Source organism: Oscillatoria sp. FACHB-1407 (genome assembly GCF_014697545.1).
Classification (GTDB): domain Bacteria; phylum Cyanobacteriota; class Cyanobacteriia; order Elainellales; family Elainellaceae; genus FACHB-1407.
Window position 1 is genome coordinate 163,410 of the sequence record NZ_JACJSA010000008.1, and the last position, 25,237, is coordinate 188,646.

Consider the following 25,237-nt stretch of genomic DNA (forward strand, 5'->3'; position numbering starts at 1 on the left):
AAAATCTTTTCCTGAATCTCTCTGTGCATCTGCATGGAGGGATTTCATTTAATGTTCAAAATTGACTTTAGTTAACGTGAATTCGGGGTAAGGATTTTGGCGGTTAAAACAAACCCTGATTCTGGGAAGCCTCCTGACTCGCCTTCGCCTCATCGCATATGGCTACGGCTTTATCAGGACAAAACCGACCTGCGTCGGTTGAGCAAACCTATAATCTCCGTTAGTTCGCAACGACGGACTTCGTCCTGATGGCCACAAATTCATTCACCAGAGGCTTAACCCGAATTGAGGTTAGTTAACTCTAGTCGTTAACCAACGTTCATGTTTCCAATTAGACTGAGAAGAGTGGGTGGCGATCGCCATCCGCGTCAACCTAGTGTGCGAACAAAAAGTTCTTCAATGTAGGGGGTTTGGGGGCTTTGCCCCCAAGAAGGGGTTCCACCCTTCACCCCTTTCAAAACTTATTTTTTGCTGTGCTAGTAAGACGTACGGTATTAAGACATACTGTACTCAAGCGTACTGTCTCAACGAGTTGAGAAGGAAGGCTCACTCATGGATGCAATTTATATTCCCCAACTACTCAGGGCACCAGAGCAGACCGAAACCCTTGAGATTCATGACTACTTACCTGGATTAGAGACATTAACTCCAGTGCAAGGAGTTGTACGAGTGACTCATCGAGGCAACTATTTAGAGGTGGTCGCTCAAGCCGAAACCATTATTACCCTAACCTGCGATCGCTGTCTCAAGCAGTATAACCATCGACTGTCAATTGATACCTCTGAATTAATTTGGCTTGACGAAGCCGCAGCAGATGTCGATAATCTTCCCCTAGAACGGGAGATTACTCTAGAAGAACTGGTTGAGTCCCTTCATCCGCAGGGACACTTCCATCCTGATGAATGGCTGTACGAGCAACTCTGCTTAGAAATTCCACAGCGAAAACTTTGTGACCAGGAATGTTCTGGCATCTCTCTCAACGATTCTCTTCCTGAACCGTCTCCCTCCAATGGCGATCGCCGCTGGGCATCTCTTGAAGCATTGAAACGGCAATTCTCATGAGTTTTAGTGATGAGTTTGAATTATTGCTGCGTGCCCGCTACTCACTGATCTACATTCCAACCCGTGAGGAAGAACGGGTCGAAGCTGCGATCGCAGAGTGTGCCAAGCGGCAAGGCAATCGGGGTGTGTATATTTGGGATTTCGTTGATGGCTATCAGGGCAACCCCAACGACGAAGGATTTGGGCGGCGGAATCCCCTCCAAGCCCTCGAACTGATCGAAAAACTTCCGGCAACGGCTCCAGCTGTTTTTATTCTGCGCGACTTTCATCGGTTTCTTGACGATGTGGCAGTTGCTCGTAAGCTCCGAAATTTGGGTCGGTTACTCAAGTCTCAACCTAAAAACATTGTTCTACTGTCACCTCAGCTCACCATTCCCGATGATTTGGCAGAAACTCTAACAGTAATCGAGTTTCCGCTGCCTGACACCCAAGAGATTCGGGTAGAACTGGAAAAACTGCTGGCGGCGATGGGGCGATCGCTAGAGGCACGGGTATTGGATGAGTTTGTGCGCTCTTGCCAGGGGCTTTCGCTCGAACGGATTCGGCGGGTGTTAGCACGGGCGATCGCGACTCACGGAGAATTGCGTCCTGAAGACGTTGACTTGATCCTGGAAGAGAAACGGCAAACAATCCGGCAAACCCAAATCCTGGATTTTTACCCAACCGCTGCTAATATTTCCGACATTGGTGGTTTAGATAATCTCAAAGATTGGTTAATCCGACGGGGAGGAGCCTTTTCAGAGCGGGCACGGCAATACGGTTTACCCCATCCTCGAGGTTTATTGTTAGTGGGGATTCAGGGAACGGGTAAGTCGTTAACCGCAAAGGCGATCGCTCACCATTGGCATCTACCTCTGTTGCGGTTGGATGTGGGACGGTTGTTTGCGGGTTTAGTGGGTGAGTCAGAATCCAGGACGCGGCAAATGATTCAGTTAGCAGAAGCCCTAGCTCCCTGCGTCTTGTGGATTGACGAAATTGACAAAGCCTTTGCAGGGCTGGATGGCAGAGGTGATTCCGGAACAACGAGTCGCGTTTTTGGTACGTTTATCACCTGGTTGGCTGAGAAGGCCTCCCCCGTATTTGTGGTCGCTACTGCCAATAACATTCAAGCATTACCGCCAGAAATGTTACGGCGCGGACGATTTGACGAAATCTTCTTTGTCGGTTTGCCCAGTCAGGAAGAGCGCAAAGCCATTTTTACGGTTCACCTGACCCGGCTGCGTCCTCACAACCTCAAAAATTACGACGTCGATCGCCTGGCCTATGAAACCCCTGATTTTTCGGGGGCTGAGATCGAGCAAATGTTGGTTGAGGCAATGCATATTGGTTTCAGCCAAAACCGAGATTTTACGACTGAAGATGTGTTGGAAGCTGCTAGTCAGACCATCCCGCTGGCAAGAACGGCTCAAGAACAGATCCAGGCATTACAGGATTGGGCAGCATCTGGAAAAGCCCGCATGGCATCACGACAGGGAAATTTGAGCAACCGAATTCAGCAACAGTCATTACAATAATCCGTGTAATGGTGGGATTCCGGCTATGATTTTGGACTACCACCCTGTTACACAGGAGAGCTCATGAGTTGGTCTGGGTTAATCAAGTTTTTTACTGGGTTTACGCTGGCGATCGCCCTGTTGTTTTTTGCAGGGGTTAATGTAACCCGCCACCTCATTACTCGGCTGACCGCTCCACCCCCCAGACCTGTTTTTCCAAACGATACTCCCAGCCCTGTTGCTAGTGCTGCGGCATCCACTCCTCAGACGCAAGCAACGCCTAGCCCTGCTGCTAGTGCCGCCCCTCCAGTGGAGCGATCGCCCTCACCTAACGAAGCAGGTGCTTTTGAAGCACGGGTAACTGAGCCGATTGGCCTGATTGTGCGCCAGGAACCGAGCAGAGATGCAGAGCGATTGGGCGGGGTCGAATATGATGAAGTTGTCACTGTGTTAGAAACCACATCTGATGGAGAGTGGCAGCGAGTCCGTCTATCGGGTAGTGGGGTTGAAGGTTGGGTAAAAGCAGGCAATGTTGAACAAATCAGTGAATAAGAGAATAAATGTTTTTCCTGATTTTGTAGAAATGACATAAAATGTCGCCTAAAGAACCAAACCGACTCAGCTTTACTTGAAAATTGCTGTGACAACATCATGCAAGCCTTTTCCACTCGACTGCTAACCACCTTGATTTCGTTGACCGTCAGCCTTCCTGTGTTAGGAGCCGTCCCCGCTCTAGCACAGTCTTCCTCAGCCAGCAATCCTAGTGAACCCCTATTAATCAGTCAGAGTATTGATTCTGGGGTTTTGCAATTGCAAGATAGCGGCAGTGCCGTCGAACAATTGCAGAACCAACTCACGACATTGGGCTATTACGACGGTCCCATCACAGGCTTTTTTGGTTCACTCACTGAAGATGCCGTTATTCGGTTTCAGCAGGCAAACGGATTAACTTCAGATGGTATTGTGGGTCCAGCAACTCAAGCCGCATTGCAGCGATCGCTCAACTCTCAGAGCCAATCATTTAATGCGTCAACTCCTGCTGTCGTAAACGACGGGTTGCTGCAACTGGAGGATCAGGGCGACCAAGTTACAGCCCTACAAACCCGTTTACAGCAGCTAGGCTATTACAACGGTCCCATCACAGGCTTTTTTGGCTCACTCACCGAAGATGCTGTTATTCGGTTTCAGCAGGCAAACGGATTAACCCCGGATGGCATTGTGGGTGCTAGCACTCAAGCGGCATTGCAGCGATCACCAAACGCTCAGAGCCAATCGTTTAACCCATCGAGTCCTGCCACGGTAGACGATGGAGTGCTGCGTCTAGAGGATCAGGGCGACCAAGTCACAGCTCTACAAATTCGGTTGCAAGAACTGGGTTATTACAACGGCCCTGTCACGGGAGTTTTTAGGGAACTGACCGAGGCAGCTGTAATTCAATTTCAGCAAGATAACGGATTGACCCCCGATGGCATTGTTGGTCCTGCAACTCAAGCAGCGTTAAGCCGTCGGGTTGCACCAACTCCCCAGGCAACCACTCTAACAACCCCACCTCGCATCCAAACGGTTCCTCTCGCGACAGCCAACGATGGTTTGTTGCAACTTGGAGATTCCGGACCAGAGGTAGTTACACTGCAAAACCGTTTGCGAGAGTTAGGTTTCTATAGCGGTGTCACCAGCGGACAATTTGACGCACAGACCGAGGAAGCCGTCAGGGCTTTTCAGCGATCGCGAGGATTAACAGCTGATGGCGTTGTTGGTCCTCAAACCGCTTCGTCATTGAATCTTGCCAATATACAGGACCCTGAAGGTGGACGGTATAGTGTTTTAGAACTCCAGCGACGGTTACGTGACTTACGATTATATTCCGGTCCCCTAGATGGACGCTTAGGACCGGAAACCAGTGCTGCTATTCAAGCCGCTCAACAACGGTTTAACCTCAGTGAAAGCGACCTTGTGAATGGACAGTTTTAATCATAATACAGCTTGGACAGCTGCCCAACTATCAAACTATAGCAAACCCAAAGGGGTTGCGAGAAGCGCACTCCAACGGGATACGCCTCTCACGACTCATTTATCTGACAACTTAAATCACTGAAGGGTTTAGATGGGTAAAAGTGCTCTCTGACACGTTGGGCAAACTGCATGGATAATCAGTTGGCAATCGAGTAAGTGATAACCTTCTTTCTGAGCAGTTTTTGTCCCAGTTTTCAAAATTGAGTCGTTTTTAAATTCAACCGTTTTGTTGCAGCGGACACAAATCAGGTGATGATGGTGATAAGGAGACGGTTGATTCAACTCGTAATGCTTATGCCCCTCTGCCAATTCCAGTTCTCGCAAAATCCCCATGCGAGCCATCAGCTTGAGGGTGCGATAGATGGTTGACAAACTAATATTCTGACCTTCACTGTGTAAAAGATGATGAAGATCTTCAGCACTCAGATGATTTCCCTTTGGAAGATTCTGAAAGATTTGCAGAATCACTTCACGCTGAGGGGTTAATCTCCAACCGCGTTCGTTTAATTCAGCTTTGAGCGAGGATGCGGTGTAGGCTGTCATAATGCTCTTCTCAATAAGAGACCTTAATTGAGAATGATACACAATTTACAACTGATTTTCAAGAAACTCTGCTTGTTGAGAATAAAAGTTCATCACACCAAATTAAAGACAGTGCTCTATGAGAGCATCCAGCAAAAACGGTAGATAGGCTTAGAGACAACCATCTACCGTTTCTAACGTGCTTATCGCTGTATGGTATAGCAACTGTCGAGACCGTTAATTCAAGGAGATGTGTGGGCTGCGCCCCATCCAGGGGTGGAACCCCTGCACCCCGTCCTAATCAACCCCTTGGTCGCTATAGCTTGAGTCAGAAAGCTTAAGGCAAAGGCTCAAACCCGGATGCTGGGAAAGCTTCCTGACCCGCCGCCGCCCCATTAAATGTGGCTACGGCTATAGAACCTAAGTCAGAGACTCTAGATAGTCACGCACTCGATTGCGCCGTTTGGGTTGACGGAGCTTTTGCAGAGCTTTGGCTTCGATTTGGCGTACCCGTTCACGGGAGAGATCAAGAGCCCGACCGATTTCTGCAAGCGAGTAGGGATGCCCATCGCCCAAGCCAAATCGCATCCGAATCACATCGCGCTCGCGGCTTGTTAGGTCTGTCAGCAATTGCTGCAAGTCGCGGTGGAGTGCCTCTCGCATCAGCATTTCTTCGGGAGAAATGCCATCGGTTTCGAGAAGCTCACCTAGTTCAGTATCGCGCTCTTTACCGACTTTCGTTTCGAGCGAAACGGCACGAGGGACGCGGAGGAGGACTTCTCTCACCTGGGGTGGAGTCATGTCAAGCTCTGCTGCGATGTCTTCGATGCTAGCAGTACGCCCTTTTTCTTGAGAAATTTTGCGTTGCGCTTTCTTGATTTTGTTGAGCTTTTCAGTGATGTGGACAGGCAGGCGAATGGTGCGGCTTTGGGTTGCGATCGCCCGTGTAATACCCTGACGAATCCACCAGTACGCATAGGTGCTGAATCGATAGCCCTTAGTGGGGTCAAATTTTTCCACGGCTCGTTCTAAGCCCAGGGTGCCTTCCTGGATTAGATCCAACAATTCCAAACCACGGTTTTGATATTTCTTAGCAACCGACACCACCAGGCGCAGATTGGCTTTGATCATGTGATCTTTTGCCGCTGATCCCTCAGACTGAATCTGGTCTAACTCCTCTACGGTGAGTTGCGTCAACTCTGCCCAACGCCGTTTTCCTTCTGCCAGGATAGGCTTGAGGTCTGCAACGGTGACTCCAGCTTCAGTTGCCCAGCGTTCTAGCGAGGGGCGATGTCCCAGGTTAGAGGCGAGGCGATCGTGTGCATCAATCAAGCGCACATAGGGTTGCATAACCGTATCCCCTGCTGTGGCGGCGGCATTACAAGCGTCTAATAACCGCATGTAACGTTGAACTCGCTGAGCCTCTGAGACTTCTTCATCTCGTCCTAATAGACGAACCCGTCCAATTTCCTGAAGATAAAGCCTCACTAAATCAGTAGTGCGACGACCTGCACCTTTGCCTAAGGTATTAGCATATTCCATCTCAAGGCTTACGAGATCGTCCTCAATACTTCCAGCGTCAATCTCCACAGATTCAGGCTGAAAGTTTAGGGCACTAGAGGATTCATCGTATTCAGCGTCAACAAAAAAGGGTTTGACTGGCATAGTGTATCGTCTCAGTTGCTCCGGGTATAAGGGGCTGTACTACTACTGCTTACCGTTAGTGTTCCCGCAATTCAGGACTAAGTAATCAAGACTCACCGACAATCTTGTCAGTTCCAACCTGAATTTTTGTAAGACGCACCCCAGTAAAACTAACACTGGGAATAACTATTCGGAGTCAGTATCTGTTGTTTACAACCCACTGTCAACAAGTGACTTCGGGTTAGATGCTTAGGTAGCTACATTACTTGTACCTTTAATTCCCGAATCGTTATTTGAATGTTGTTGTTTTCTGCATCAAGTTGCAATAAAGTTTTATGGGATGCTCTTTGAGACGTTTGCAATCTTTAATAATCGATTCGTTTATGGGGCTACTGGTTGCTTCATTGCGTCGAGAAGCGCAGTCAGAGCTTTGTCTTCAGAGGGGTTGACCTGGCGATCCAGGAGGGCAATGCTAACCGCTTTGGGGAGGGCGATCGCGGCGATATCTGCGTCCAACCCGGCGATCAGTTGATCCAGCGATTGCGGAACCTTGAGGGCAGATTTAATACCCAATAAAGTGGGCTCATCAAACCCTAGCTCAGCCAGTTGGGGTTGTAACATTTCCCAGGCAGGCACCCCGTTAGGATGACCGACTTGAATGACATAGGCGAGTAGACGCTGAAGTTTTGTTTGTTGCGGGGAGGGGGTCGTGAAGGGTTCTGAAGGGACAGTATGCTCCAGAGAGCCGTTGCGATCGAGGTTGTTGAGAATCTGTTGCCAGTCGTGGGCATCGCATCCCTCAGGTTTTCCCACTGTCAGGGAAACATGAATTTTGTTTGAGGTGGCATCTAACTGTGTGACCTGAGCATGAACTCCCAAAAAGCCTAACCATTGGGCGATTGTGTTAACCAAGGTGGAGCGAGTGGCTTGGCTGTTTGCCAGTAGGCGAATTTGGGTGCGAACCATCGGACGCACAATTTGTGAAAGCATGATAATCCAGTGATGATGCGCGAGGGTATTCTCCCTAGAATAACGAATCATTCTGGGGCGATCGCGTTTGTTATTAGAAAGAATTAGGGATTGATAGAAGAGGGAATGGGGAATAGGGGATGGGGAGTGAGGCAAAGCACCAACGATAAAGAATGAAGGCTAAAAATAGACACGGTATATGAAAAGTACATTCCACCGTTCCAACAACGGCCATTCGTTAGCTTTTATCCCTCAGCCTGCATCTGTTGTCCCACCCCCTTTTGTCTAGACTTTGACTTCTAGAGACTTGAGATACTCAGTGTTGACGCCCGATTCACGAACGAGGGAAATCTTTCCGGTGCGGGCAATCTCTCGAATACCAAAGCGGTTGAGAACTTGAACGATCGCCACCATTTTTCCAGGGTCACCCACAACCTCCAGGGTGAGAGAATCTTCGGCAACGTCAACAACGCGTGCCCGAAAGATTTGCGCCAGTTCAACGATTTCAGAGCGAGTTGAACTGGTAGCGTTGACCTTGAGCAGCATCAATTCCCGTTCGACACAAGGCACATCAGAAATATCTTGCACCTTGAGCACGTTAATTAGCTTGTAGAGTTGTTTGGTGATTTGTTCGATCGCGCGATCATCTCCAGGAACGACCATGGTGATACGAGAGATGCCATCTTGCTCAGCAGGACCAACTGCCAAACTTTCGATATTAAAGCCACGACGGGCAAACAAACCTGCAATCCGGGTTAAAACGCCTGCTTCATCTTCAACAAGCACCGAGAGAGTATGTTTCATAGTCAATTAACGTTGTACGGGAGTGCGGACCGGAGTCAGGAGTTTCCTTTTGAACGGTTGAAAGGGAGCAGAATCCGGCGTTTAGCCTAAAGGTTTGATCTTTGATTTTATCTCGACTGTTCCCCATTTCTCGCAGAGTCTGCAATGATTACAAGGAAAAATGTTTTTCCTAAAGGGACCTATTAGAGTTGAAATGGGCGGGCAGCGATTTCACCTTTACCTCTCTTAAAACTCGTGGATTACTTGTACTGGCTAGACCAGATTCAACCTGCGCATCGCAATTGGGTCGGGGATAAAGCGTTTTATCTGGGGGTGTTTGGTCAGCGAGGATACCCAGTGATTCCGGGTGTGGTGGTGTCTGCTCCAGCCTTTCGGAGTTTTTTGGAGACGATTCAATGGGCAGACCCACTTTTTAGGGACTTGCCCAATTCGTCATTGCACATTGATGTGGACAATCCGCGTCAGTTGCAGGCGATCGCTCAACAGATTCGGCAGGGGGTTACAACCACACCCATTGCACAGGATTGGTTAGCCGTATTGGAAGCCGCGATCGCGACCTGGCAAAGCAGAGCCGTGATTTTGCGTCCCTCGATTGCTGTGGAAGCGGATGTGCTCACTCGTCTGGAGTATCCGCGTGGGGTGCTGCGAGCGCAGGTGTGTTGGGCTGAACCGGGGGCGATCGCAAAAGGGGTGCAGCAGGTTTGGGGTGAGCTATTTCGGGCAAAGAGCTTGTTGTATTGGCAGCGATTGGGTGTGCAACTGCAACAGGTCAATCTTGCCGTGTTGATCCAACCTCTGGAATCGGCGATCGCTTCCGGCACGCTACAAGGCAATGCAAGTGGACTGGAAATTCAGTCTATATGGGGATTGGGCAACGCTCTGGTAGAGGGCATTGTGGCGGCAGATAGCTATCAGGGTGAGCTAACCGGAGAGTGGTGCAGTGTTCGATTGGGGACGAAGCGATACGCCTATGATTTAAGTTCACCTGCAACACTCTCCGTAATTGGTGGAGAGGCGTTGCCTGCATCCTCTCCGAACGAGTGCTTGAGGCTCTATCCGGTCGCTGAAGAGTATCAGCAGCAAGCGGCATTGAGCGATCGCCAGCGTCAGCATCTCCTACAACTGGCTCAACACTTGATTCAGGAGTATGGGCAACCCGTCTGCTTAGAATGGGCGTTGCATCCTGGCGTCACCGGGGCAGAACCGAGTGTATTGCTGACTCAGATTCATCCCTGCCTTGTTCAGAAGCACCAGTCTACCCAAGACCCGGCAGTAGCTATTGCTTCTGCAACTGCGTCTCTGCTACCAGAGGGATGCTCTCAGCTTCACGACTCTACCTCTGCCTATTCCACGAGTTCTGATGTCTCCCACTCCATCTTGCATGGAGTAGCGGCTGCGAGTGGTCAGGTGTTAGCCCAAGCATGGGTCATTGATCACGGGCAAGCCCTGGAGCGGATGCCAAGCAACGCAGTGTTAGTTGCGTCGCATATTCAACCTCAATGGGTTGCCGCTCTCAAGCAGTGTGCGGGGATTGTCACAGAACAAGGTGGCGCGACCAGCCATGGGGCCATTTTGGCACGAGAAATCGGAATTCCAGCGGTGGTTGGTGTTGCTGATGTGACGCAACAGATTCAATCTGGAGAGATCGTTTTTGTAGATGGGGATGGAGGCAAGGTATATCGGGTTAATGCACTGGATGCAGGTGCCTTTTCAATCCCTGCGACGGCAGTTTCAGCCGTGTATCCCTCGGAAATGCCTGTGTCTCAGCCATCCTCTGCTATGCCTGTGGCGATCGCTACTCCATTAACTACTCAGTTGATGGTGAATTTAAGCCAGCTTCAGCGGTTAGCGGATGTGGCAGCCATGTCAGTTGATGGGGTGGGGTTGCTGCGATCGGAATTGATGATGCAGGAGGTTTTGAGCGGCTCTCCGCAGCAATGGTTACTGAATCAGACCGATGTGGATTTGATTGAACGCTTAAGCCAGCAGATTCAACGCTTTGCGGAGGCATTTGCACCACGACCTGTGTTTTACCGCTCACTGGATTTGCGATCGCACGAGATCCCGGTCAATGCACATATGGCACTGACAGAGCCAAATCCTACTTTGGGGTTGCATGGAGCGTTGAGTTATCAAACCAATCCGGCTCTGTTTGAGCTCGAACTGGCGGCACTGCGACGGGTTCAGGCGAGGGGGTATGATAACTTGCGGCTAATTTTGCCGTTTGTCCGCACGGTTGAAGAGTTTGAATTTTGTCGCGATCGCGTGATTGAAGCAGGGTTAACACAAACCTCTACCTTTGAGCTGTGGATTATGGCGGAGGTTCCATCAGTCCTATTTCTAATTCCAGAGTATGTCGATGCCGGAGTCCAGGGGATCTCCATCGGCAGCAACGATTTGACCCAACTGATGTTAGCCGTCGATCGCGATCATCCTCAGATGACGGGTGCCTTTGACCAGTGCCATCCTGCGCTAATCCGAGCAATGCAACATCTGATTCAAGCGGCAAAACAGGCTGGAATTCCCTGCTCGATCTGCGGTCAAGCTCCCGTGCAACATCCGGAGTTGATCGAGCAGTTAGTAGAATGGGGCATTACGGCAATCTCGGTGAGTGCTGACGCAATTGAAAGTACCCGTCGGGCGATCGCGGAGGCAGAGGAAAGAAAAAATGAAGAGAGAAGAGAGAAGAAGGAAAAATGATGAAGGATGAAATTGTAGGGTGATGTTAATGTGAGCGTAACGCGCAGGTGAACTCGACACCTATTCGGGATCGGGAGTTTGGCGGTTGAAACCATGCTATCGGAACAAAACCGACCTACGTCCGGTTCGACCCCATTGGGTATGGCTACGGCTATCGCTCCACTCCGGGTTCTGCCTGCGCCATATCACGGTTATTCAGCAGGTTTGGTTACCAATAGCTACAGATTAGGCGATTGATAAGGGAAGCTAGAGCATTTCCCAGATCTTGACCGTGCTATCTGAACTACCGCTGACGATCAATCTACCATCTGCCCCTAAATCAACCGAGTTGACCGAATCGCCATGCCCAGAGATCGTATCAATCACATTGCCTGTGCTGAGATCCCAAATTTTGATGGTGGTATCACTACTGCCGCTGACCAGCGTCTTGCCATCGGGCATAAAGGCAACTGAGTTGACATCACGAGTGTGGTCACTCAGCGTGCGAAATGCTTCTTTCGTCCGCAAATTCCAGAGCTTAATGGCTTTATCTTTGCCGCCGCTAGCCAGGGTTTGACCGTCTGGGCTAAATGCTAAAGCATTGACGGTGCTCACGTGTCCACTCAACAAACCAACCTGTTCGCCAGTTTGCAAACTCCAAAGCTTGATTTTGTTGTCAAACCCGCCACTGACGAGGAGCCTGCCATCGGGGCTAATAGCTAACGACTTAACCATGCTGCCCACACCGAGCAGGGTTCGCAGCGAATTTCCAGTCCCCATCTGCCAGAGGCGAATCGTACGGTCTTGTCCGCCACTTGCCAAAATTTGACCATCAGGACTTATCACAACTGCATTGACGTTACGCGAGTGACCTGTCATGGTTCGCATCAAAACTCCGTTTTGCAGATTCCAGGTTTTGAGCGTGTAGTCATCGCTGCCCGTCGTTAACGCCTTACCATTGGGGCTGATGGCGATCGCATTGACAGCTTTGCTATGTCCGACGAGGCTATAGAGCAGTTCTCCAGTCACCAAATTCCAAACTTTAGCCGTGTCGTCTAAACTGCTGCTCACGAGCACTTGTCCACCAGGGCTAATTTCAACGGCTGTGACCCAACTGGTATGCCCCGTTAGCGTCTTTGCACACCGCCAATGGCGAGATTGCGTCCCAACAGAGAGCCTTGATGTCGCTCTTGAAGGACCGGAGATTGGGGGACGCGATGGGGGTGGCGGTGGCGCAGGGGGTGGGGGAACGATGGGTCTACTTGCCGCCGCAGGGGAAGGGGGACGCGACACTGAGGGTGGTGCTTTAGCGACCGCTGGAGCTGGAATGGGAGGTCTAGAAACAGGTGGAGCTTCAGGCACTTTAGGCGTGCGGGGGGAGGGCATGAAGGAATCTGCATTTAAGTCGCGCATGACTTCGTCTGCCGACTGATAGCGTTCTGCGACTAGATCCTTCAGCATGTTGTCCAGAATGTATGCCAGTTGGTCGCTGACGGCTCTACCCATATTGCTTAGGTATTCGCGCCAAATCCAACGTCCATTCAGCGGGTCATACAAATTATCTGGCTTTGCTTGCGTCATCAAATGCAGACACGTTGCCCCAAGACTATAAATGTCACTCGCCGGATAAGCTCTACCACCCCGAAATTGCTCCATCGGAGCATAACCTTCCGTCCCAATGCGAGTGCCCGGTTCAGCCGCTGCCTCTGCATTGACTTGTTTGGCAACTCCAAAGTCAATTAGAACCAGGCGATCGTCAGGACGACGCAAAATGTTAGAGGGAGTAATATCCCGGTGAATCACTTGCTTGTTGTGAACAAACCGCAGAACGGGCAACACATCTGCCAAAACATCTCGGATTTTGCGCTCATCAAAAGGGCCTTCCTGCTTCATCACTTGCAGCAAACTCAGCCCTTCAATGTATTGCTGAACCAGATAGAGGTATTGGTCTTGCTCAAAATAGGCAAGCAGCGTGGGAATTTGGGGATGTTCTCCTAGCTCATATAGCCGAACTGCCTCTTGCACAAACAAGGCAACCGCTTTTTCTAATGATTTAGTGCCTTGAACTTGAGGCGAAAATTGCTTGATAACGCAGTAGGTTCCTAACCGATCTTCGTCTAATGCGAGGTAAGTTCTGCCGAACCCCCCTTGCCCCAATGGTTGAGTGGCACGATAACGCCCCCGGAGTGGTTTGAGTGACCACCCACAACTTAAACAGACGGTTGCATCATCAGCATTTTGGGGTTTGTGGCAATGAGGGTTAAGACAACAAATCATGGTAGGTCGCACAACTGCCAATACTTTAATTTTCACCCTGTTTGGCAATTTTGCTGCCGTGAATACAGGTTATCTGGATAAAACGTATCCATTCAAACTGCTCAAGCTTGAAGAGCAGACACTTTAGAGAGTGTAGAGCACTTGCAAAAAACCCACTGTCTTCAATAAACCGTCTTCAATTGCAAAGGACTGTATGCTGATTCACAAAGGAGTCGATCCCAAGGGGCATAGAGGGCACGAGTCAATCTTTGAGCGACATATGCTCAACGCTTCAAGCAAAAGCGGACAACGCTTATCTTCAAATTCTAGATGGAATTTACAAAGTTGCGTTGGAAATTACAGATATCAGGGGGAGTTGCGATCGCCCTCTGCTTTAGCGGCTTGTCGGTGTTGAATCGCTTGCCAGAACCCAAGAGCAACCATGATATTGGACAGGGTTAGAAAAAACTCGGCTCCACCGTGAAGAAAATCAACATTTGCCAACGCTTCACCATAGACCCGTTCTGCATAAATGCCAGCAGGAATAGTAACAGCGACAAACACGAGCGTCATGTAAAAGCCCAGCAGAGCCAGCCGAGGGGCTTGCTTAGAGCGCGTTAAAAACCAGAGAAACCCCAAGTAGGGAAAGAGTGATAGGGCAAACAGGGTTTCTTTAGATGCCAGCAGTGCAAGGGCAGGCGGTAAGGCAGAAAGAGTGTGTAGCATTTAGAGTTGCTTAAGGGAACTAGCGTTAACTGGCGTATTATCTACTCGCTTGACTCGCGCTTGTTGCCAAATCCACCAGCCTGCGATGCAGAGGGTGATGTTACCGATCAGGGTCATGGCAGCTTGTAGGGTTGCAAGCCATTCCAGATTGGTAGCGTTATCGAAGAAATGCCAGGTACAGGCACACATCGCACTCACTAGCGCGGGTAACATAGCGATCGCCAGTGATTGCCAGGCTCGATTGCCGCTGACATTCGCGTAAGTCCAGATGAGCCAGATCGCAACGACCCACTCTAGCACGCTTGAAATATGAATCACCCAGGTTGGAATGGACAGAGCAGTCATAGGTTTGTCTTAAACATCCGATTCTAAAGTTTCAGTTCACTTCGTGTCCGTTAAATGCGAGACTCACTTCAAATACAAGAGCTATTTAGCAAGTCTCAAGCATCATCACTCAAGTATGAAACAAATGCGGGCGGTTTTGTGTGGCTATTATGGCAAGGGCAATGGCGGAGATGAAGCGTTGTTGGCATCGTTGTTGCAGCTTTTGCCCAGCCACGTCACCCCATTAGTGTTGTCGGGCAATCCTGCGCAGACCAAACAGGATTATGGGGTCGAGGCGTGCGATCGCATGTCAATTGGAGCGGTGTTGCAGGCACTGCGGCGATCGGATGCTTTTATCTGGGGCGGAGGCAGCTTGATGCAAGATGCCACGAGTGCCCTCAATCCGTTTTATTACGGGGGGTTGATGAAACTGGCACAGTGGTTTGGGCTAAAGACAATTGCCTGGGGACAGGGTATTGGTCCCTTGCACCGTCCGACGACTCGCTGGCTGGCTCGTCAAACCTTCTCAAAGTGTACGGCGGTGAGTGTACGCGATCGCGCCTCTGCTGCCCTCCTGTCACGGTGGAACATCCCCTTTACATTGGCTCCCGATCCAGTATGGGCACTGCAACCAGAGCCTGTACCGGGATTATGGAACTTTCCAGCTCCGCGTGTGGCAGTGTCATTGCGAACCCATCCGCAGTTAACTCCCACTCGGTTAGAGGCGTTAACCCGTGCCCTCGTGTCATTTCAAACAGCTACTCAAGCCTTTGTGCTGTTGATCCCATTTCAGCCTGCTCAGGACATGGCGATCGCCCAGCAGATTCACGCGCAGTTGCCCAATGTCAGCAAGATTCTCACCCTGAGTAACCCACAGCAGTTGATGGGCGTATTTAATGGCGTTGAGATGGCGATCGCCATGCGGCTTCATGCGTTGATCATGGCAGCGGCAGCAGGATGTCGATGCTTTGCCCTGAGCTATGACCCCAAAGTCACCCAGTTAATGGAGGAAATCCAATTACCGGGTTGGACACTAGACCAGATGCCAACTGACTCAACTCAGATCAGCCAGATCTGGTTAGAGCAATATGCCAATGGCGATCCATTATTGAACGAGCAAATTCACTCACTGGTAGACCGAGCATTAATGCATCAACAGGTATTAGCCACCGCTCTAACCCCGCGCTGATCCTCAGTTTTGTTCAAACTGTAGACTTGGGGGTGAGTCTCAGCTGGGGTCTGCGGTTGCAACTGTCAGAAGCTTTATCCCAAACTCAGGTTTAGTACCGGACTCAAGTTTAGGAGCTGACTCAGAGTGCTTTGCGGAATCTCCCCATGGCTTATCGGTGGCGGCTATTCCTTGAATTGGTATTAACGTCAAACGACTGAAGGTTGGCTAGACATCAATCTGCCCTTGGGGGCATCTGCGAAACACGCTTACCGGACTCACTTTAAAAACGTCAATTTTCACTGCAAAATATGTGGTGAAATCCGTTTTTTGTGTTACTAAATTAAGGCATCGATTGTTAAATAATTTTGTACTACGCTCAGTTATAGAGCATCATTCATTCCAAAACTTCCTGTTAATTGGGATGTGGATTTGCAAAATAGAAAGTGTAGTGATGTGTGCAATTGATCGACTGGCAGATCGATCTGTTTCAGAGATTTTTACCCTTTCGAGATAAAGCCATGAGTGAAGCGACCCCTTCTGAACATAATTCAGCAAAAACAGGCTCAACTGATTCAGCGTCGCCTGCGTGGTTTGCCGATTGGGCAGATTTTTCCGTTCCTCGCGCTTCAGAACCAGACCCCCAAGAGCAAGACACCGCCGTTAAGCCATCTGCCGATGTGCCGGATGCTACCCCATCCGAAGAGTGGAATGATTGGCAGACGGTGAACTTTCCTAATGCAATTAGTGCGGATGCGATCGATCGCCAGTCTCTGTATACCGACCTGCCCCCCAAGCCCGAACGCCCCAAGGCGGCAGTCCCCGCGATCGCCCTACCCAATTGGGGTCGTCCGAAGCCAGCACCCACGGTTGCTCAGGCTTCTCCATCTCAACCTGCTGTGACAGCATCTGCCAATCAACCTGCCCAGATACCTCCTTCCCAGGTGCCGCCCTCGAACGGGTTGCCTCCTCAAATACCCCCTTCGCAGGTGCCACCCTCGCAGGTATTGCCTTCTCAAATACCCCCTTCACAGGTGCCACCGCTGATTGAACCTCTCGCGCAACCCTCTACTGCTCAGCCAGGGGTCAACGTTGCCGATCTGATGAGCTTGATTCAAGAGTTAAATCAGTGCAACAGTGCTCTGATCGATCGCGTGTCCCAGTTAGAGGATGCGTTGGATCGGAGCGAAACAGCGTTGCAGGCTGAAATTGCGCGATCGCAAGAACAGGTCTTAGCGGATCCTCACGAGCTAGTTGTGACTCAAGAGCAGTTAGCGACCACTCAAGGGCAATTGGTCACTACTCAGGAAGAGTTAGCCACTGCTCAGGAGCAGTTAGCCACCGCCTATGAACAGGTAACTCAGCTTACCCATCAATTGGAGTTTACGACCCAAACCCAACAACGCCAGCAGATCCTAGTAGAAACGCTGACTACCCAATTAGAGAATAGCCAGGAGCGCGTGGCTCAACTAGAGCGCAACTGTGCCCTGTTGCAGCAGCAATACAACGAACAGACTCATGCCTTAACCCAGAGCGAAAATACCTGCCGGGACTTGTATGCGCGACTTCACCGTCAGCAGCGATATACCCTGCAATACAAAGCGGCGTTGGAGAAGTGCTTAGAAGTGCCACCCCCCAGCTATGAATCGGGGGCAGACGCTGGAGCCGCCGCCGTCTTCCAAGCAGGATATGAGGCTCAACGTCTGGCACCCCAATCTTTTCTGCCTAAGGCGCAACGGATTCAACCCTGGTCAGCTGACTCGGGATCGCTGACAGGAAAGTTAGAGGCTTTGGTGAACAGTCCCGTAGACATTCCACTAGCTGAACCAAACCTGTCTGATGACAACAACCCTCCGGTTATCGGAGCATCAGGCAGATCTCCTGAGGGGCAAAGTACGACGGATCAGTCCATTTTGCCCACAGACGATGCTGCTGATATGAGCGATGAAGCGATCGAGGCAGCTTTGTTGAATGCAGCAGTGCAGCCTTTGACCGACCTGTCACCCGAAGCCATTCAAGCAGGCTTAGACGAGTTGCAATCGGTGATCGATGACTTTTTGAGTGGCAAGTCAGACGCTCCAACGGATGCGGAACTGTCGCTCTGGCAAGATCTGGCGCGTTTGATTGAAGTGTCTACCGATGATGTAGTCAAAGCAAGTGCGGCTCAAAACTTTGAGAGCTTCACCACCCATGAGGCTGATTCCATCAAATCGGTGCTGGATGAATTGACTGACTCGTTGACCGATTCTGACTTAGCTCAGCAAAAGATTCCTCCGGCGGCAATTCCACCACAACAGCCTTCTGCATCTCCTGACTTGACGCAGCAGATTCCTCCAGCCGCGATCCCTGCGCAGCAACCCTCTACCCTGAAGTTGCCCATGAGTGCGATCGCTGCCAAAATTGCGGCTCATGCAAGCGCGTCTAAAGATCCGGCGATCTTGGCTGCTCAGTCGAGTACGCCTTCTCCCCTGGTATACCCGTTGCGACCGACTAAGAAGCTATCCTCGCTGGCGGCAGTGGATCTGCCAACTTTTCCAAGAAAGAATGAAAATTGAGGTTGGGTTGATGGTTGATGGTCAATAGTCAATAGTCAATAGTCAATAGTCAATAGTCAATAGTCAATAGTCAATAGTCAATAGCTAATGGTTGATGGTCAATAGTCAATGGTTAATGGTCAATAGTCAATAGTCAATAGTCAATAGCTAATGGTTGATGGTCAATGGGCATGGACAACTGACAATTGACGATGGACAACTAACCATTGACGATGGACAACTAACCATTGACGATGGACAACTAACCATTGAGTATGTTCTAGCTTGACGCACTGGTATAGAACCGCAGGGCAAAATTCCAGAACAGGCGTGAGACATAAAAGAGAGCGATCGCCAGTACAGCCGCACCGACCACCCAGGTTGCATCTCCTCGCTGGAGCAGGGTTTCAGCGGGAATGGTGGTGAGGAAGGCAACGGGGATCACAAAGGTAAAAAAGAAACGGTAGGCAGCGGGATACGCCACGATGGGAAAGCGTCCAGCTTCGATCAAACCTCGCAGCACCTCGGTGACGTTGTAGATTTTGACAAACCAGATGCTGGTGGCTCCTAACATAAACCACAGGCTATAGAGGCTCAATAGCCCCAAGCTGAGGGGCAAGATTCCCAGGAGATAAGCAGTTGGAGCCAACTGCAACCGTCCCCCCGCATAACCAATGAGAATCAGCCCAAAAGCCAGATCCGGTAAGCCCCAGGGTGAAACAGTTCGAGTGGATAGCCAAAATTGAGAACTGATCGGCTTCAGGAGCACGAAATCGAGGGTACCCTGCTGGACATGTTTGACAATTTGATTCAGGTTGGGAGCCAGAAAAATAGCTGAGAATCCTTGCAGGATGGTAAAAATGCCCAGCACGATTAACGCCTCTTCCCAACTCCAATTCTCAAAGGTGTAATCGCCTTGATAGAAGAGAAACAGCCCAAATAAGCTGCCTGCAAGGCTACAGATACTGCTCAGTGTGGCAATCAGAAAGTTGAGGCGGTATTCTAACTCCGCTGCGATCGCCGTTCCCCAAAATAACTGCAACACCCGAAAATAACGGCTCATGGAGTCATCGCTACCTTGATCACTTTGCGATCGCGCATGTCATAGAACACTTGCTCTAAGGCTTTGAGCGGTTGGTGATCGCTGATCAACTGCTCAAAGGGCAGGGCGCGACTTGCTAACAACGCTAACGCATCTCGCACGTAATGGGGGGTGCTATGAAACACGCCCTTCAGGGTCAACTCACTGTAGTGAAGTTGTTCCGTGCTGACGGTGATGGTGGTGTCACGGGGACATCCGCCAAACAGATTGACCGTGGCTCCCGGACGAGCACAGGCGATCGCCGTTTCCCAGACTGTTGGTGATCCCGTTGCCTCAATCACGACATCTGCACCCCAACCGTCGGTCAGGTCGCGCACTGTTTGAGGCAGATTCTCAACTTGGCGGTGATTGAAGGTGTGGGTCGCGCCAAACGCCTCTCCCACCTGGAGCCGTTGAGCATTACCACCAAACAGGAGAATGGCACTGGGCTTGCCGCTGAAGCCAGATGGCTGACCATAACCAATCGCCAACGCCCCCACCATCATCAGCCCAATCGCCCCATCCCCAATCACCACAACGCGATCGCCCGGTTTCACATTCGAGCGGGCTACGCCATGCAGCACACAGGCGAGGGGTTCTGTCATGGCAGCGATCGCATCCGGTAGACCCTCCGGGATTGGCAACAGGTTGTGCTGCACAATCGGAGCAGGAATCTTGAGAAACTCGGCAAAGGTACCATTGTTAAAGCTGAGATTGGTGCAGAGGGAGAATTCCTGCTTTTGGCAGAAGAAACAGGTCATACAGGGAGCTGAATTATTGGCAACGACGCGATCGCCCACTCGCCATCCGGTGACTCCCTCACCCAACGCCACAATTTGCCCCGCTGCCTCATGTCCAAACAGCGTTGGAGGTTTCAGCATCTTGGCATGTCCACCCCGTCGCCATACTTTGAGATCAGTGCCGCAGGTGGTTGCTGCCTTCACCCGAATCACAATCTCGCCCACGCCCGGAGTCGGTTCCTCTACCTGCTCTAACCGCAAATCTTCCTGTCCGTACAGTACTGCTGCCAGCACGCTCTACCATCCTGTGCTCATAATCTCCCCAATTTTACTTGGAATAGGGAGTGAGGAGTGGGGAGTGGGAAGTAGCAGATGAGAGGGCAAACAAGTTTATTTCTCTCTTCCTACCTTTTATCCTTCATCCTTCATCCCTCATCCTTCATCTCTCATCCTTCATCCCTCATCCTTATATCCCTCATCCTTCATCCTTCATTCTTATATCCCTCATCCTTCATCCCTCATCCCTCATCCTTCATCCCTCATCCTTCATCCCTCATCCTTCACTCTTCATTCTTCACTCTTCGCCTGTCCTGTAGCAAAGACGCAAAGTGTTGCGAGAAAAAAGGCGATCGCTGCTAACAATGCCGCCTGTGCCACATTTAACTGCTGCAACGGATTAAAGAAAACACCAAAGAGGGAAGTCGCAGCGGCTCCGCCACCTAAATACATGCCCGTGATTAGCCCCGCTCTCGAAGGTGGCACCAGCGACAACACCAGCGGAAAAACTCCATTCGTCACCAAACTCAGGGCTACAACTAAACCCACAATGCATACTGCTAATATCAGTTGCGCTGAGGAAAAAACCATCAATTGCAGGAAAACGATCGCCAAAATCAGGCTCAAGAAGACGAGGTGACGATTGCCTACCTGACTCGCTACCAATCCAGCAGGGATGGCTAACACCGCTAACCCCACCGCCACCCAAAACATGACGGCTCCAACATCGGCGTCGGGTAACCGGGATTGAAATACTTTGACAAAAGTATCCATGACAAAATGGGTGCCCCAGCCAATTGAAGCACCTAACCCCGCCGCCAAAACCACAGCAGAAACCGCTAAGCGAGGGGCTTCGCGAACACTAGCGACCGTAGGCACGCGAGGGGGATCAACCGCTCGGAGTACTGTTGTTGCCCCCAACAAGACAATGGAACCGATCGTAAAGGTGGTAACTGGACCCAGACTGAGAATGGATTGGTTGGCGATCGGGCGAGCAGTTCCAATTAACCCAGAGGTCAGCATGAGCAGACTGTTCGCAATGGGCAACTGCGGAACACTGGAGTAGTTTCGCAACAGCGACAGAACCGGGCTGTGAAAAATTGTCATTGCCACTGACCAAGTGACCAACACCCCAACCACACCTAACCGGGTTATGGATGCGAGATTGCCAAACAGCCCAATCAACGGAATCACGATAAACAAGGTGGCAGCAGCAATCACTCCAACAGCGATCGCCGGAAAACGAGAGCCGATCCATCTCAGGGATCGGTCGGAGATGCCCCCCATAATCGGCTCAATCACTACCGCCAGACCATTCTCAATGGCTACGAGGGCGATCGCAGCTTCAATAGGCAACCCAAACTGCGCCAGCAACTGGGGTAGGTATGCTCCGTAGACAACCCACATCAGGGCGATCGCCCCCTGCACTGCCGTCAAACCCAACACCTGTTTCCACAAAATTAGGGGTCGAGGCGGAGAAGGGGTCATAGGCGTATTACCTGACGAGGGGTAGTCATCTGCTGTCAATCGTCAATGGTCAGTGGTTCATTGTCAATTAAGCATGAACCATTGACCATTGACCCATCCTATCTAGACCCTAGTACAGCAAAAAATAAGTTTTGAAAGGGGTGAAGGGGTTCCACCCCTTCTTGGGGCGAAGCCCTCAAATCCCCTACATTGCAGAACTTTGTGTTCGCAACACTAGTATTCAGGAACCGACGGATCGACTTCACGACTCCAGGCAAGAATACCACCCACAACATTGCTGCCCTCGACACCTGCCTCTTTTAAAGCAGCCAGAGCTTTAGCAGAGCGAACACCCGACTTACAGTGAACAATCAACCGATGTCCATTGACCAGTTCTTTGACCTTGGTCACTCCGTCCCCATTCTCGATTTCAGAAAGGGGAATCAAGACTGCCCCCGGAATCTTAGCAATCTCATATTCGTGAGGATTGCGAACATCCAACAGAACAAAGTCATCAGCACCGCTGTCGAGCAGTTGCTTCAGATCCTTCACCGAAATTTCTGCCATACCTGCCTTTTGTTGTTCTTCTTGTGCTTTAGCTTGAGGGATGCCACAGAACTCTTCATAGTCAATCAGCTTGTCAATCACAGGACGAACTGGATTGGGACGCAGCTTGAGTTCCCTGAAGGTCATATTCAGGGAGTTATAGAGCAACAGGCGACCACTCAGAGTAGTCCCTTGACGGAGGATGATTTTGACGGTTTCAGTCGCTTGAACTACACCAATCAGCCCCGGCAGAATCCCTAACACACCGCCCTCAGCGCAGGAGGGCACCAGTCCAGGTGGTGGGGGTTCGGGATACAGGTCACGGTAGTTGGGTCCACCCTCGTAGTTAAACACGGTCGCCTGCCCTTCAAACCGAAAGATGGAACCGTAGACATTGGGCTTGTCCAGCAGCACACAAGCATCGTTCACCAGATAACGGGTAGGGAAGTTATCGGTGCCATCCACTACAACGTCGTAGGGTCTGACAATATCTAGCGCATTCTCAGAGCTAAGCCGCGTTTCATACAGATCAACCTGACAATTGGGGTTGATTTCTAGAATCCGATCTTTCGCGGAGTGAATTTTGGGTTTGCCGACCCAGGAGGTGCCGTGAATCACCTGACGCTGGAGGTTGGAACTATCCACTACGTCAAAGTCAACAATACCAATCCGCCCGATGCCTGCGGCGGCTAAATACAGCAACAACGGTGAGCCTAACCCGCCCGTACCAATACAAAGGACACTCGCCGCTTTGAGGCGTTTTTGCCCTTCTAGCCCGACCTCCGGCAAAATGAGGTGACGGGAATAACGTTCATATTCTTCTCGACTGAGCTGGATTTCATCCAGATTGGGATCTAGCATGGCAATTTTCAAAGGTAATTGAGTCAGGATGCGTAACATCAATCAGCTCTAGAAGAACTGCCCTAGAGGTGAGGGGGTAGGGCTAGTGGCTGTTGAGAATCGTTTCAGGTTGAAACTGGTGAGATGGGTCTAACCTCCAGGATAGTAAATTTTGGGCACAGCCCTGACGCACAGAAACAATCAGATACGAGTAATCTGACCACGCCAACACCCGATCGCACTCCGACGGCACAGCCGGATGATCGATGTGGGAGTGATAGATACCAATAATTGTGAGGTGGCGATCGCGGGCATAGCGTTGACCCACCAACATCTCTTTGGGATCAATCCAATAGCGGCGAGATTTGCTCAACGGTAAGTCATCATGAACAGACCCAGACAACTCACGAGCAACCTCATCGCTCCAGGCGTTTTGGGTTTGCCACACCTCAACGATTGCACGCATATCCGGCTCATCCGGAACCCCTCGCCCCAACAACAAACCACAGCACTCGTCAGGATAAGTGCCTTCAGCGTGCGCTTGAATTTGCTGTAAGTGGTCAGGGGTAAGCCGCAGCGTCACAGACGATCGAGAATGTTAAACCAGCCTTTTATCTTACCGTTACCAAGACGATTAGGAAAGAAGGACAGGTAGGAAATGAGAGGGTAGAGGGTTGGAGGAATAGCGGAGTAGAGTGCGCGATCGCCTCGACCAGATTTCTGAAATCTGAGAAATACGGGAGCGAGACGCTCCCACTGACCCCAAATCAATGTGAATTCGGGATCAGGATTTCGGCGGTTTTAACCACCGCTATCGGAGCAAAACCAACCTGCGTCGGTTCGTCAAATCCTGCCTTTTCCGGAGTCCGCGTCGGTGGACTTCGCTCTAGTAGCTGCGAATTCATTCGCCGAGCTCTTAGACCGAATTGCCCCTAAATTATGGGCACCCTGGATTCTTCTCTACCCCCATTCCCTTCCAGACGCGATAAATCGCGCCTCTTCCTATTCCTCACTCCCTTCCAGACGCGATAAATCGCGCCTCTTCCTACTCCCCATCCCCTTCCAGACGCGATAAATCGTGCCTCTTCCTACTCCCCATCCCCTTCCAGACGCGATAAATCGCGCCTCTTCCTACTCCTCATTCACACAGCTGTTCCAAAGTTCTGAGTCCAATAACGCCCGTAATTCACATTCCCTGTATCATTCGTCAACTCGTAATAGCCCACCCCAATTTCCCGGAAGTTGGCATTCAAAATGTTGGCTCGATGTCCAGGGCTATTCATCCAGGCATCCACGACCGCCTCAGGAGTCTGCTGCCCTGCGGCGATATTTTCAGCCGCTCGTGACCAGCGATACCCCGCTCTGGTCATCCGATCCCAGGGTTGAGAGCCATCGGCTCCGGTGTGAGAAAAGAAGTCCTGAACTGCCATGTTTTGGCTGTGGGTTTGGGCAGCGGTATTGAGCTTACTGTTAAGGGTCAACGGTTGTAGCCCAAATTGTTGACGAAAGGCATTGGTCAAACTAACCACTCGCTCCACAAACGTGGGGGAGGTTGAGTTAAGGGTGTCGGTGGTCTGGCTAGCTGTAGAACCCATTAACGGTTGAGCGATCGCACTCAGGCGGTAGCCCGTTTCTCCGGTTGACCGGGTAGAAACCCGTAAAAAGAAAGTACCAGCCTCTAAGTTTGGTAGATGCAGGGAAGCAGTTGCCCCAGAGGAACGCGATCGCCTAAGGATTTCGGTGCGCTCAATTTGACCATTACCGTTACGATCCTGGGCTAGCTCAATTGCGACAGGGTTGCTCGCCCGTTTTAAGTTCACGGTGAGCTGATTGGCACCAGTCAGCACAAATCGATAAAAATCGTTTTGATCTTGACCCCCAATAGCCTCACTCACTGTAGTTCCTAATCGCAAGGTGCTCGCTTGTCTTGATGTATTACCAACTCGATCTCTCATTGCTTCTACTCCATGCATTTAATATCGACCTGTTCAGTCTTCAGTAAGCAATGAAGTCAAAAAGCAATCAACCTGATATCTACAGAACTCTATTGTTAGGTGCGAAGTTTTCTACGAGTTTTTAACGATTTCAATTCA

At 50.6% G+C, this 25,237-nt stretch carries 22 protein-coding genes; 8 read left to right on the forward strand and 14 right to left on the reverse strand.

Annotated elements, in window-relative coordinates; translation table 11 throughout:
* Positions 1-552: 552 nt before the first annotated feature.
* The 4 genes from H6G89_RS15295 (at position 553) to H6G89_RS15310 (ending at position 4,526) form a co-directional block, all read left to right on the forward strand.
* A complete protein-coding gene (locus tag H6G89_RS15295; protein WP_190507790.1) occupies positions 553-1,062 on the forward strand; it encodes a YceD family protein in 510 nt (169 codons plus the stop codon).
* Positions 1,059-2,576, forward strand: coding sequence for an AAA family ATPase (locus tag H6G89_RS15300; RefSeq protein WP_190507791.1), 1,518 nt, complete (start codon positions 1,059-1,061; stop codon positions 2,574-2,576). Before H6G89_RS15295 ends, H6G89_RS15300 begins: the two co-directional genes overlap by 4 nt.
* Before the next feature lie 63 nt (positions 2,577-2,639).
* Positions 2,640-3,107 carry an SH3 domain-containing protein gene (locus H6G89_RS15305; protein WP_190507792.1) on the forward strand — a complete coding sequence of 156 codons (468 nt, stop codon included), beginning with the start codon at positions 2,640-2,642 and terminating at the stop codon, positions 3,105-3,107.
* Positions 3,108-3,206: 99 nt separating this feature from the next.
* On the forward strand, positions 3,207-4,526 hold the full coding sequence (locus tag H6G89_RS15310; RefSeq protein WP_190507793.1) for a peptidoglycan-binding domain-containing protein: 1,320 nt from the start codon (positions 3,207-3,209) through the stop codon (positions 4,524-4,526).
* 129 nt (positions 4,527-4,655) lie between these two features.
* On the opposite strand, the gene H6G89_RS15315 is transcribed toward H6G89_RS15310, so the two are convergent.
* The 4 genes from H6G89_RS15315 to ilvN form a co-directional block, all read right to left on the reverse strand.
* Complete coding sequence (locus H6G89_RS15315) at positions 4,656-5,111, reverse strand: Fur family transcriptional regulator (protein ID WP_190507794.1); 456 nt, start codon at positions 5,109-5,111, stop codon at positions 4,656-4,658.
* A 399-nt stretch (positions 5,112-5,510) separates the two neighbouring features.
* The gene (gene sigC, locus H6G89_RS15320; RefSeq protein WP_190507795.1) at positions 5,511-6,755 is read right to left on the reverse strand and encodes an RNA polymerase sigma factor SigC; all 1,245 of its coding nucleotides are present in this window, start codon (positions 6,753-6,755) and stop codon (positions 5,511-5,513) included.
* 360 nt (positions 6,756-7,115) lie between these two features.
* Positions 7,116-7,724, reverse strand: coding sequence for a hypothetical protein (locus H6G89_RS15325; protein WP_190507796.1), 609 nt, complete (start codon positions 7,722-7,724; stop codon positions 7,116-7,118).
* Positions 7,725-7,988: 264 nt separating this feature from the next.
* The gene (gene ilvN / locus H6G89_RS15330) at positions 7,989-8,507 is read right to left on the reverse strand and encodes an acetolactate synthase small subunit (RefSeq protein WP_190507801.1); all 519 of its coding nucleotides are present in this window, start codon (positions 8,505-8,507) and stop codon (positions 7,989-7,991) included.
* Between the two features lie 234 nt (positions 8,508-8,741).
* Here ilvN and H6G89_RS15335 point away from each other — a divergent pair, with 234 nt between their 5' ends.
* Positions 8,742-11,207, forward strand: coding sequence for a putative PEP-binding protein (locus H6G89_RS15335; RefSeq protein ID WP_190507803.1), 2,466 nt, complete (start codon positions 8,742-8,744; stop codon positions 11,205-11,207).
* Between the two features lie 246 nt (positions 11,208-11,453).
* On the opposite strand, the gene H6G89_RS15340 is transcribed toward H6G89_RS15335, so the two are convergent.
* Positions 11,454-13,463 carry a serine/threonine-protein kinase gene (locus H6G89_RS15340; RefSeq protein ID WP_190507805.1) on the reverse strand — a complete coding sequence of 670 codons (2,010 nt, stop codon included), beginning with the start codon at positions 13,461-13,463 and terminating at the stop codon, positions 11,454-11,456.
* On the opposite strand from H6G89_RS15340, the gene H6G89_RS35725 reads away from it, so the two are divergent.
* Positions 13,462-13,590 (forward strand): hypothetical protein, encoded by a 129-nt coding sequence (locus H6G89_RS35725; protein WP_255519418.1) that lies wholly within the window; start codon positions 13,462-13,464, stop codon positions 13,588-13,590. The genes H6G89_RS15340 and H6G89_RS35725 overlap by 2 nt on opposite strands.
* Positions 13,591-13,808: 218 nt before the next feature.
* Here H6G89_RS35725 and H6G89_RS15345 read toward each other — a convergent pair whose 3' ends face one another.
* Together H6G89_RS15345 and H6G89_RS15350 are read right to left on the reverse strand one after the other, a co-directional pair.
* Positions 13,809-14,126 carry a DUF3593 domain-containing protein gene (locus H6G89_RS15345; protein WP_199336743.1) on the reverse strand — a complete coding sequence of 106 codons (318 nt, stop codon included), beginning with the start codon at positions 14,124-14,126 and terminating at the stop codon, positions 13,809-13,811.
* 42 nt (positions 14,127-14,168) lie between these two features.
* Positions 14,169-14,513 (reverse strand): DUF2499 domain-containing protein, encoded by a 345-nt coding sequence (locus H6G89_RS15350; protein ID WP_190507809.1) that lies wholly within the window; start codon positions 14,511-14,513, stop codon positions 14,169-14,171.
* 115 nt (positions 14,514-14,628) lie between these two features.
* On the opposite strand from H6G89_RS15350, the gene csaB reads away from it, so the two are divergent.
* Both csaB and H6G89_RS15360 read left to right on the forward strand, forming a co-directional pair.
* Positions 14,629-15,681, forward strand: coding sequence for a polysaccharide pyruvyl transferase CsaB (csaB, locus tag H6G89_RS15355; RefSeq protein WP_199336734.1), 1,053 nt, complete (start codon positions 14,629-14,631; stop codon positions 15,679-15,681).
* Positions 15,682-16,181: 500 nt separating this feature from the next.
* A complete protein-coding gene (locus H6G89_RS15360; protein ID WP_190507811.1) occupies positions 16,182-18,215 on the forward strand; it encodes a hypothetical protein in 2,034 nt (677 codons plus the stop codon).
* A gap of 259 nt (positions 18,216-18,474) precedes the next feature.
* Here the strand turns inward: H6G89_RS15360 and H6G89_RS15365 are convergent, their stop codons facing one another.
* The 7 genes from H6G89_RS15365 to H6G89_RS15395 all read right to left on the reverse strand — a co-directional run bounded on the left by H6G89_RS15365 (position 18,475) and on the right by H6G89_RS15395 (position 25,099).
* A complete protein-coding gene (locus tag H6G89_RS15365) occupies positions 18,475-19,257 on the reverse strand; it encodes an ABC transporter permease (protein ID WP_190507813.1) in 783 nt (260 codons plus the stop codon).
* Positions 19,254-20,309, reverse strand: coding sequence for a zinc-dependent alcohol dehydrogenase (locus H6G89_RS15370; protein WP_190507814.1), 1,056 nt, complete (start codon positions 20,307-20,309; stop codon positions 19,254-19,256). Before H6G89_RS15370 ends, H6G89_RS15365 begins: the two co-directional genes overlap by 4 nt.
* Before the next feature lie 273 nt (positions 20,310-20,582).
* Positions 20,583-21,779, reverse strand: coding sequence for an MFS transporter (locus tag H6G89_RS15375; RefSeq protein WP_190507816.1), 1,197 nt, complete (start codon positions 21,777-21,779; stop codon positions 20,583-20,585).
* 213 nt (positions 21,780-21,992) lie between these two features.
* On the reverse strand, positions 21,993-23,165 hold the full coding sequence (gene moeB, locus H6G89_RS15380) for a molybdopterin-synthase adenylyltransferase MoeB (RefSeq protein WP_190507818.1): 1,173 nt from the start codon (positions 23,163-23,165) through the stop codon (positions 21,993-21,995).
* Positions 23,166-23,247: 82 nt separating this feature from the next.
* The gene (locus H6G89_RS15385; protein WP_190507820.1) at positions 23,248-23,727 is read right to left on the reverse strand and encodes a Mov34/MPN/PAD-1 family protein; all 480 of its coding nucleotides are present in this window, start codon (positions 23,725-23,727) and stop codon (positions 23,248-23,250) included.
* Between the two features lie 184 nt (positions 23,728-23,911).
* A complete protein-coding gene (locus H6G89_RS15390; RefSeq protein ID WP_190507822.1) occupies positions 23,912-24,049 on the reverse strand; it encodes a hypothetical protein in 138 nt (45 codons plus the stop codon).
* A gap of 237 nt (positions 24,050-24,286) precedes the next feature.
* Positions 24,287-25,099 (reverse strand): CAP domain-containing protein, encoded by an 813-nt coding sequence (locus H6G89_RS15395; protein WP_242059955.1) that lies wholly within the window; start codon positions 25,097-25,099, stop codon positions 24,287-24,289.
* Positions 25,100-25,237 lie beyond the last annotated feature (138 nt).

Coding starts and splice junctions, on each gene's coding strand:
- H6G89_RS15295 (WP_190507790.1), top strand. CDS start 553: ATGGATGCAATTTATATTCCCCAACTACTCAGGGCACCAGAGCAGACC.
- H6G89_RS15300 (WP_190507791.1), top strand. CDS start 1,059: ATGAGTTTTAGTGATGAGTTTGAATTATTGCTGCGTGCCCGCTACTCA.
- H6G89_RS15305 (WP_190507792.1), top strand. CDS start 2,640: ATGAGTTGGTCTGGGTTAATCAAGTTTTTTACTGGGTTTACGCTGGCG.
- H6G89_RS15310 (WP_190507793.1), top strand. CDS start 3,207: ATGCAAGCCTTTTCCACTCGACTGCTAACCACCTTGATTTCGTTGACC.
- H6G89_RS15315 (WP_190507794.1), bottom strand. CDS start 5,111: ATGACAGCCTACACCGCATCCTCGCTCAAAGCTGAATTAAACGAACGC.
- sigC (WP_190507795.1), bottom strand. CDS start 6,755: ATGCCAGTCAAACCCTTTTTTGTTGACGCTGAATACGATGAATCCTCT.
- H6G89_RS15325 (WP_190507796.1), bottom strand. CDS start 7,724: ATGCTTTCACAAATTGTGCGTCCGATGGTTCGCACCCAAATTCGCCTA.
- ilvN (WP_190507801.1), bottom strand. CDS start 8,507: ATGAAACATACTCTCTCGGTGCTTGTTGAAGATGAAGCAGGCGTTTTA.
- H6G89_RS35725 (WP_255519418.1), top strand. CDS start 13,462: ATGGTAGGTCGCACAACTGCCAATACTTTAATTTTCACCCTGTTTGGC.
- H6G89_RS15340 (WP_190507805.1), bottom strand. CDS start 13,463: ATGATTTGTTGTCTTAACCCTCATTGCCACAAACCCCAAAATGCTGAT.
- H6G89_RS15350 (WP_190507809.1), bottom strand. CDS start 14,513: ATGACTGCTCTGTCCATTCCAACCTGGGTGATTCATATTTCAAGCGTG.
- csaB (WP_199336734.1), top strand. CDS start 14,629: ATGAAACAAATGCGGGCGGTTTTGTGTGGCTATTATGGCAAGGGCAAT.
- H6G89_RS15360 (WP_190507811.1), top strand. CDS start 16,182: ATGAGTGAAGCGACCCCTTCTGAACATAATTCAGCAAAAACAGGCTCA.
- H6G89_RS15365 (WP_190507813.1), bottom strand. CDS start 19,257: ATGAGCCGTTATTTTCGGGTGTTGCAGTTATTTTGGGGAACGGCGATC.
- H6G89_RS15375 (WP_190507816.1), bottom strand. CDS start 21,779: ATGACCCCTTCTCCGCCTCGACCCCTAATTTTGTGGAAACAGGTGTTG.
- moeB (WP_190507818.1), bottom strand. CDS start 23,165: ATGCTAGATCCCAATCTGGATGAAATCCAGCTCAGTCGAGAAGAATAT.
- H6G89_RS15390 (WP_190507822.1), bottom strand. CDS start 24,049: ATGAATTCGCAGCTACTAGAGCGAAGTCCACCGACGCGGACTCCGGAA.
- H6G89_RS15395 (WP_242059955.1), bottom strand. CDS start 25,099: ATGAGAGATCGAGTTGGTAATACATCAAGACAAGCGAGCACCTTGCGA.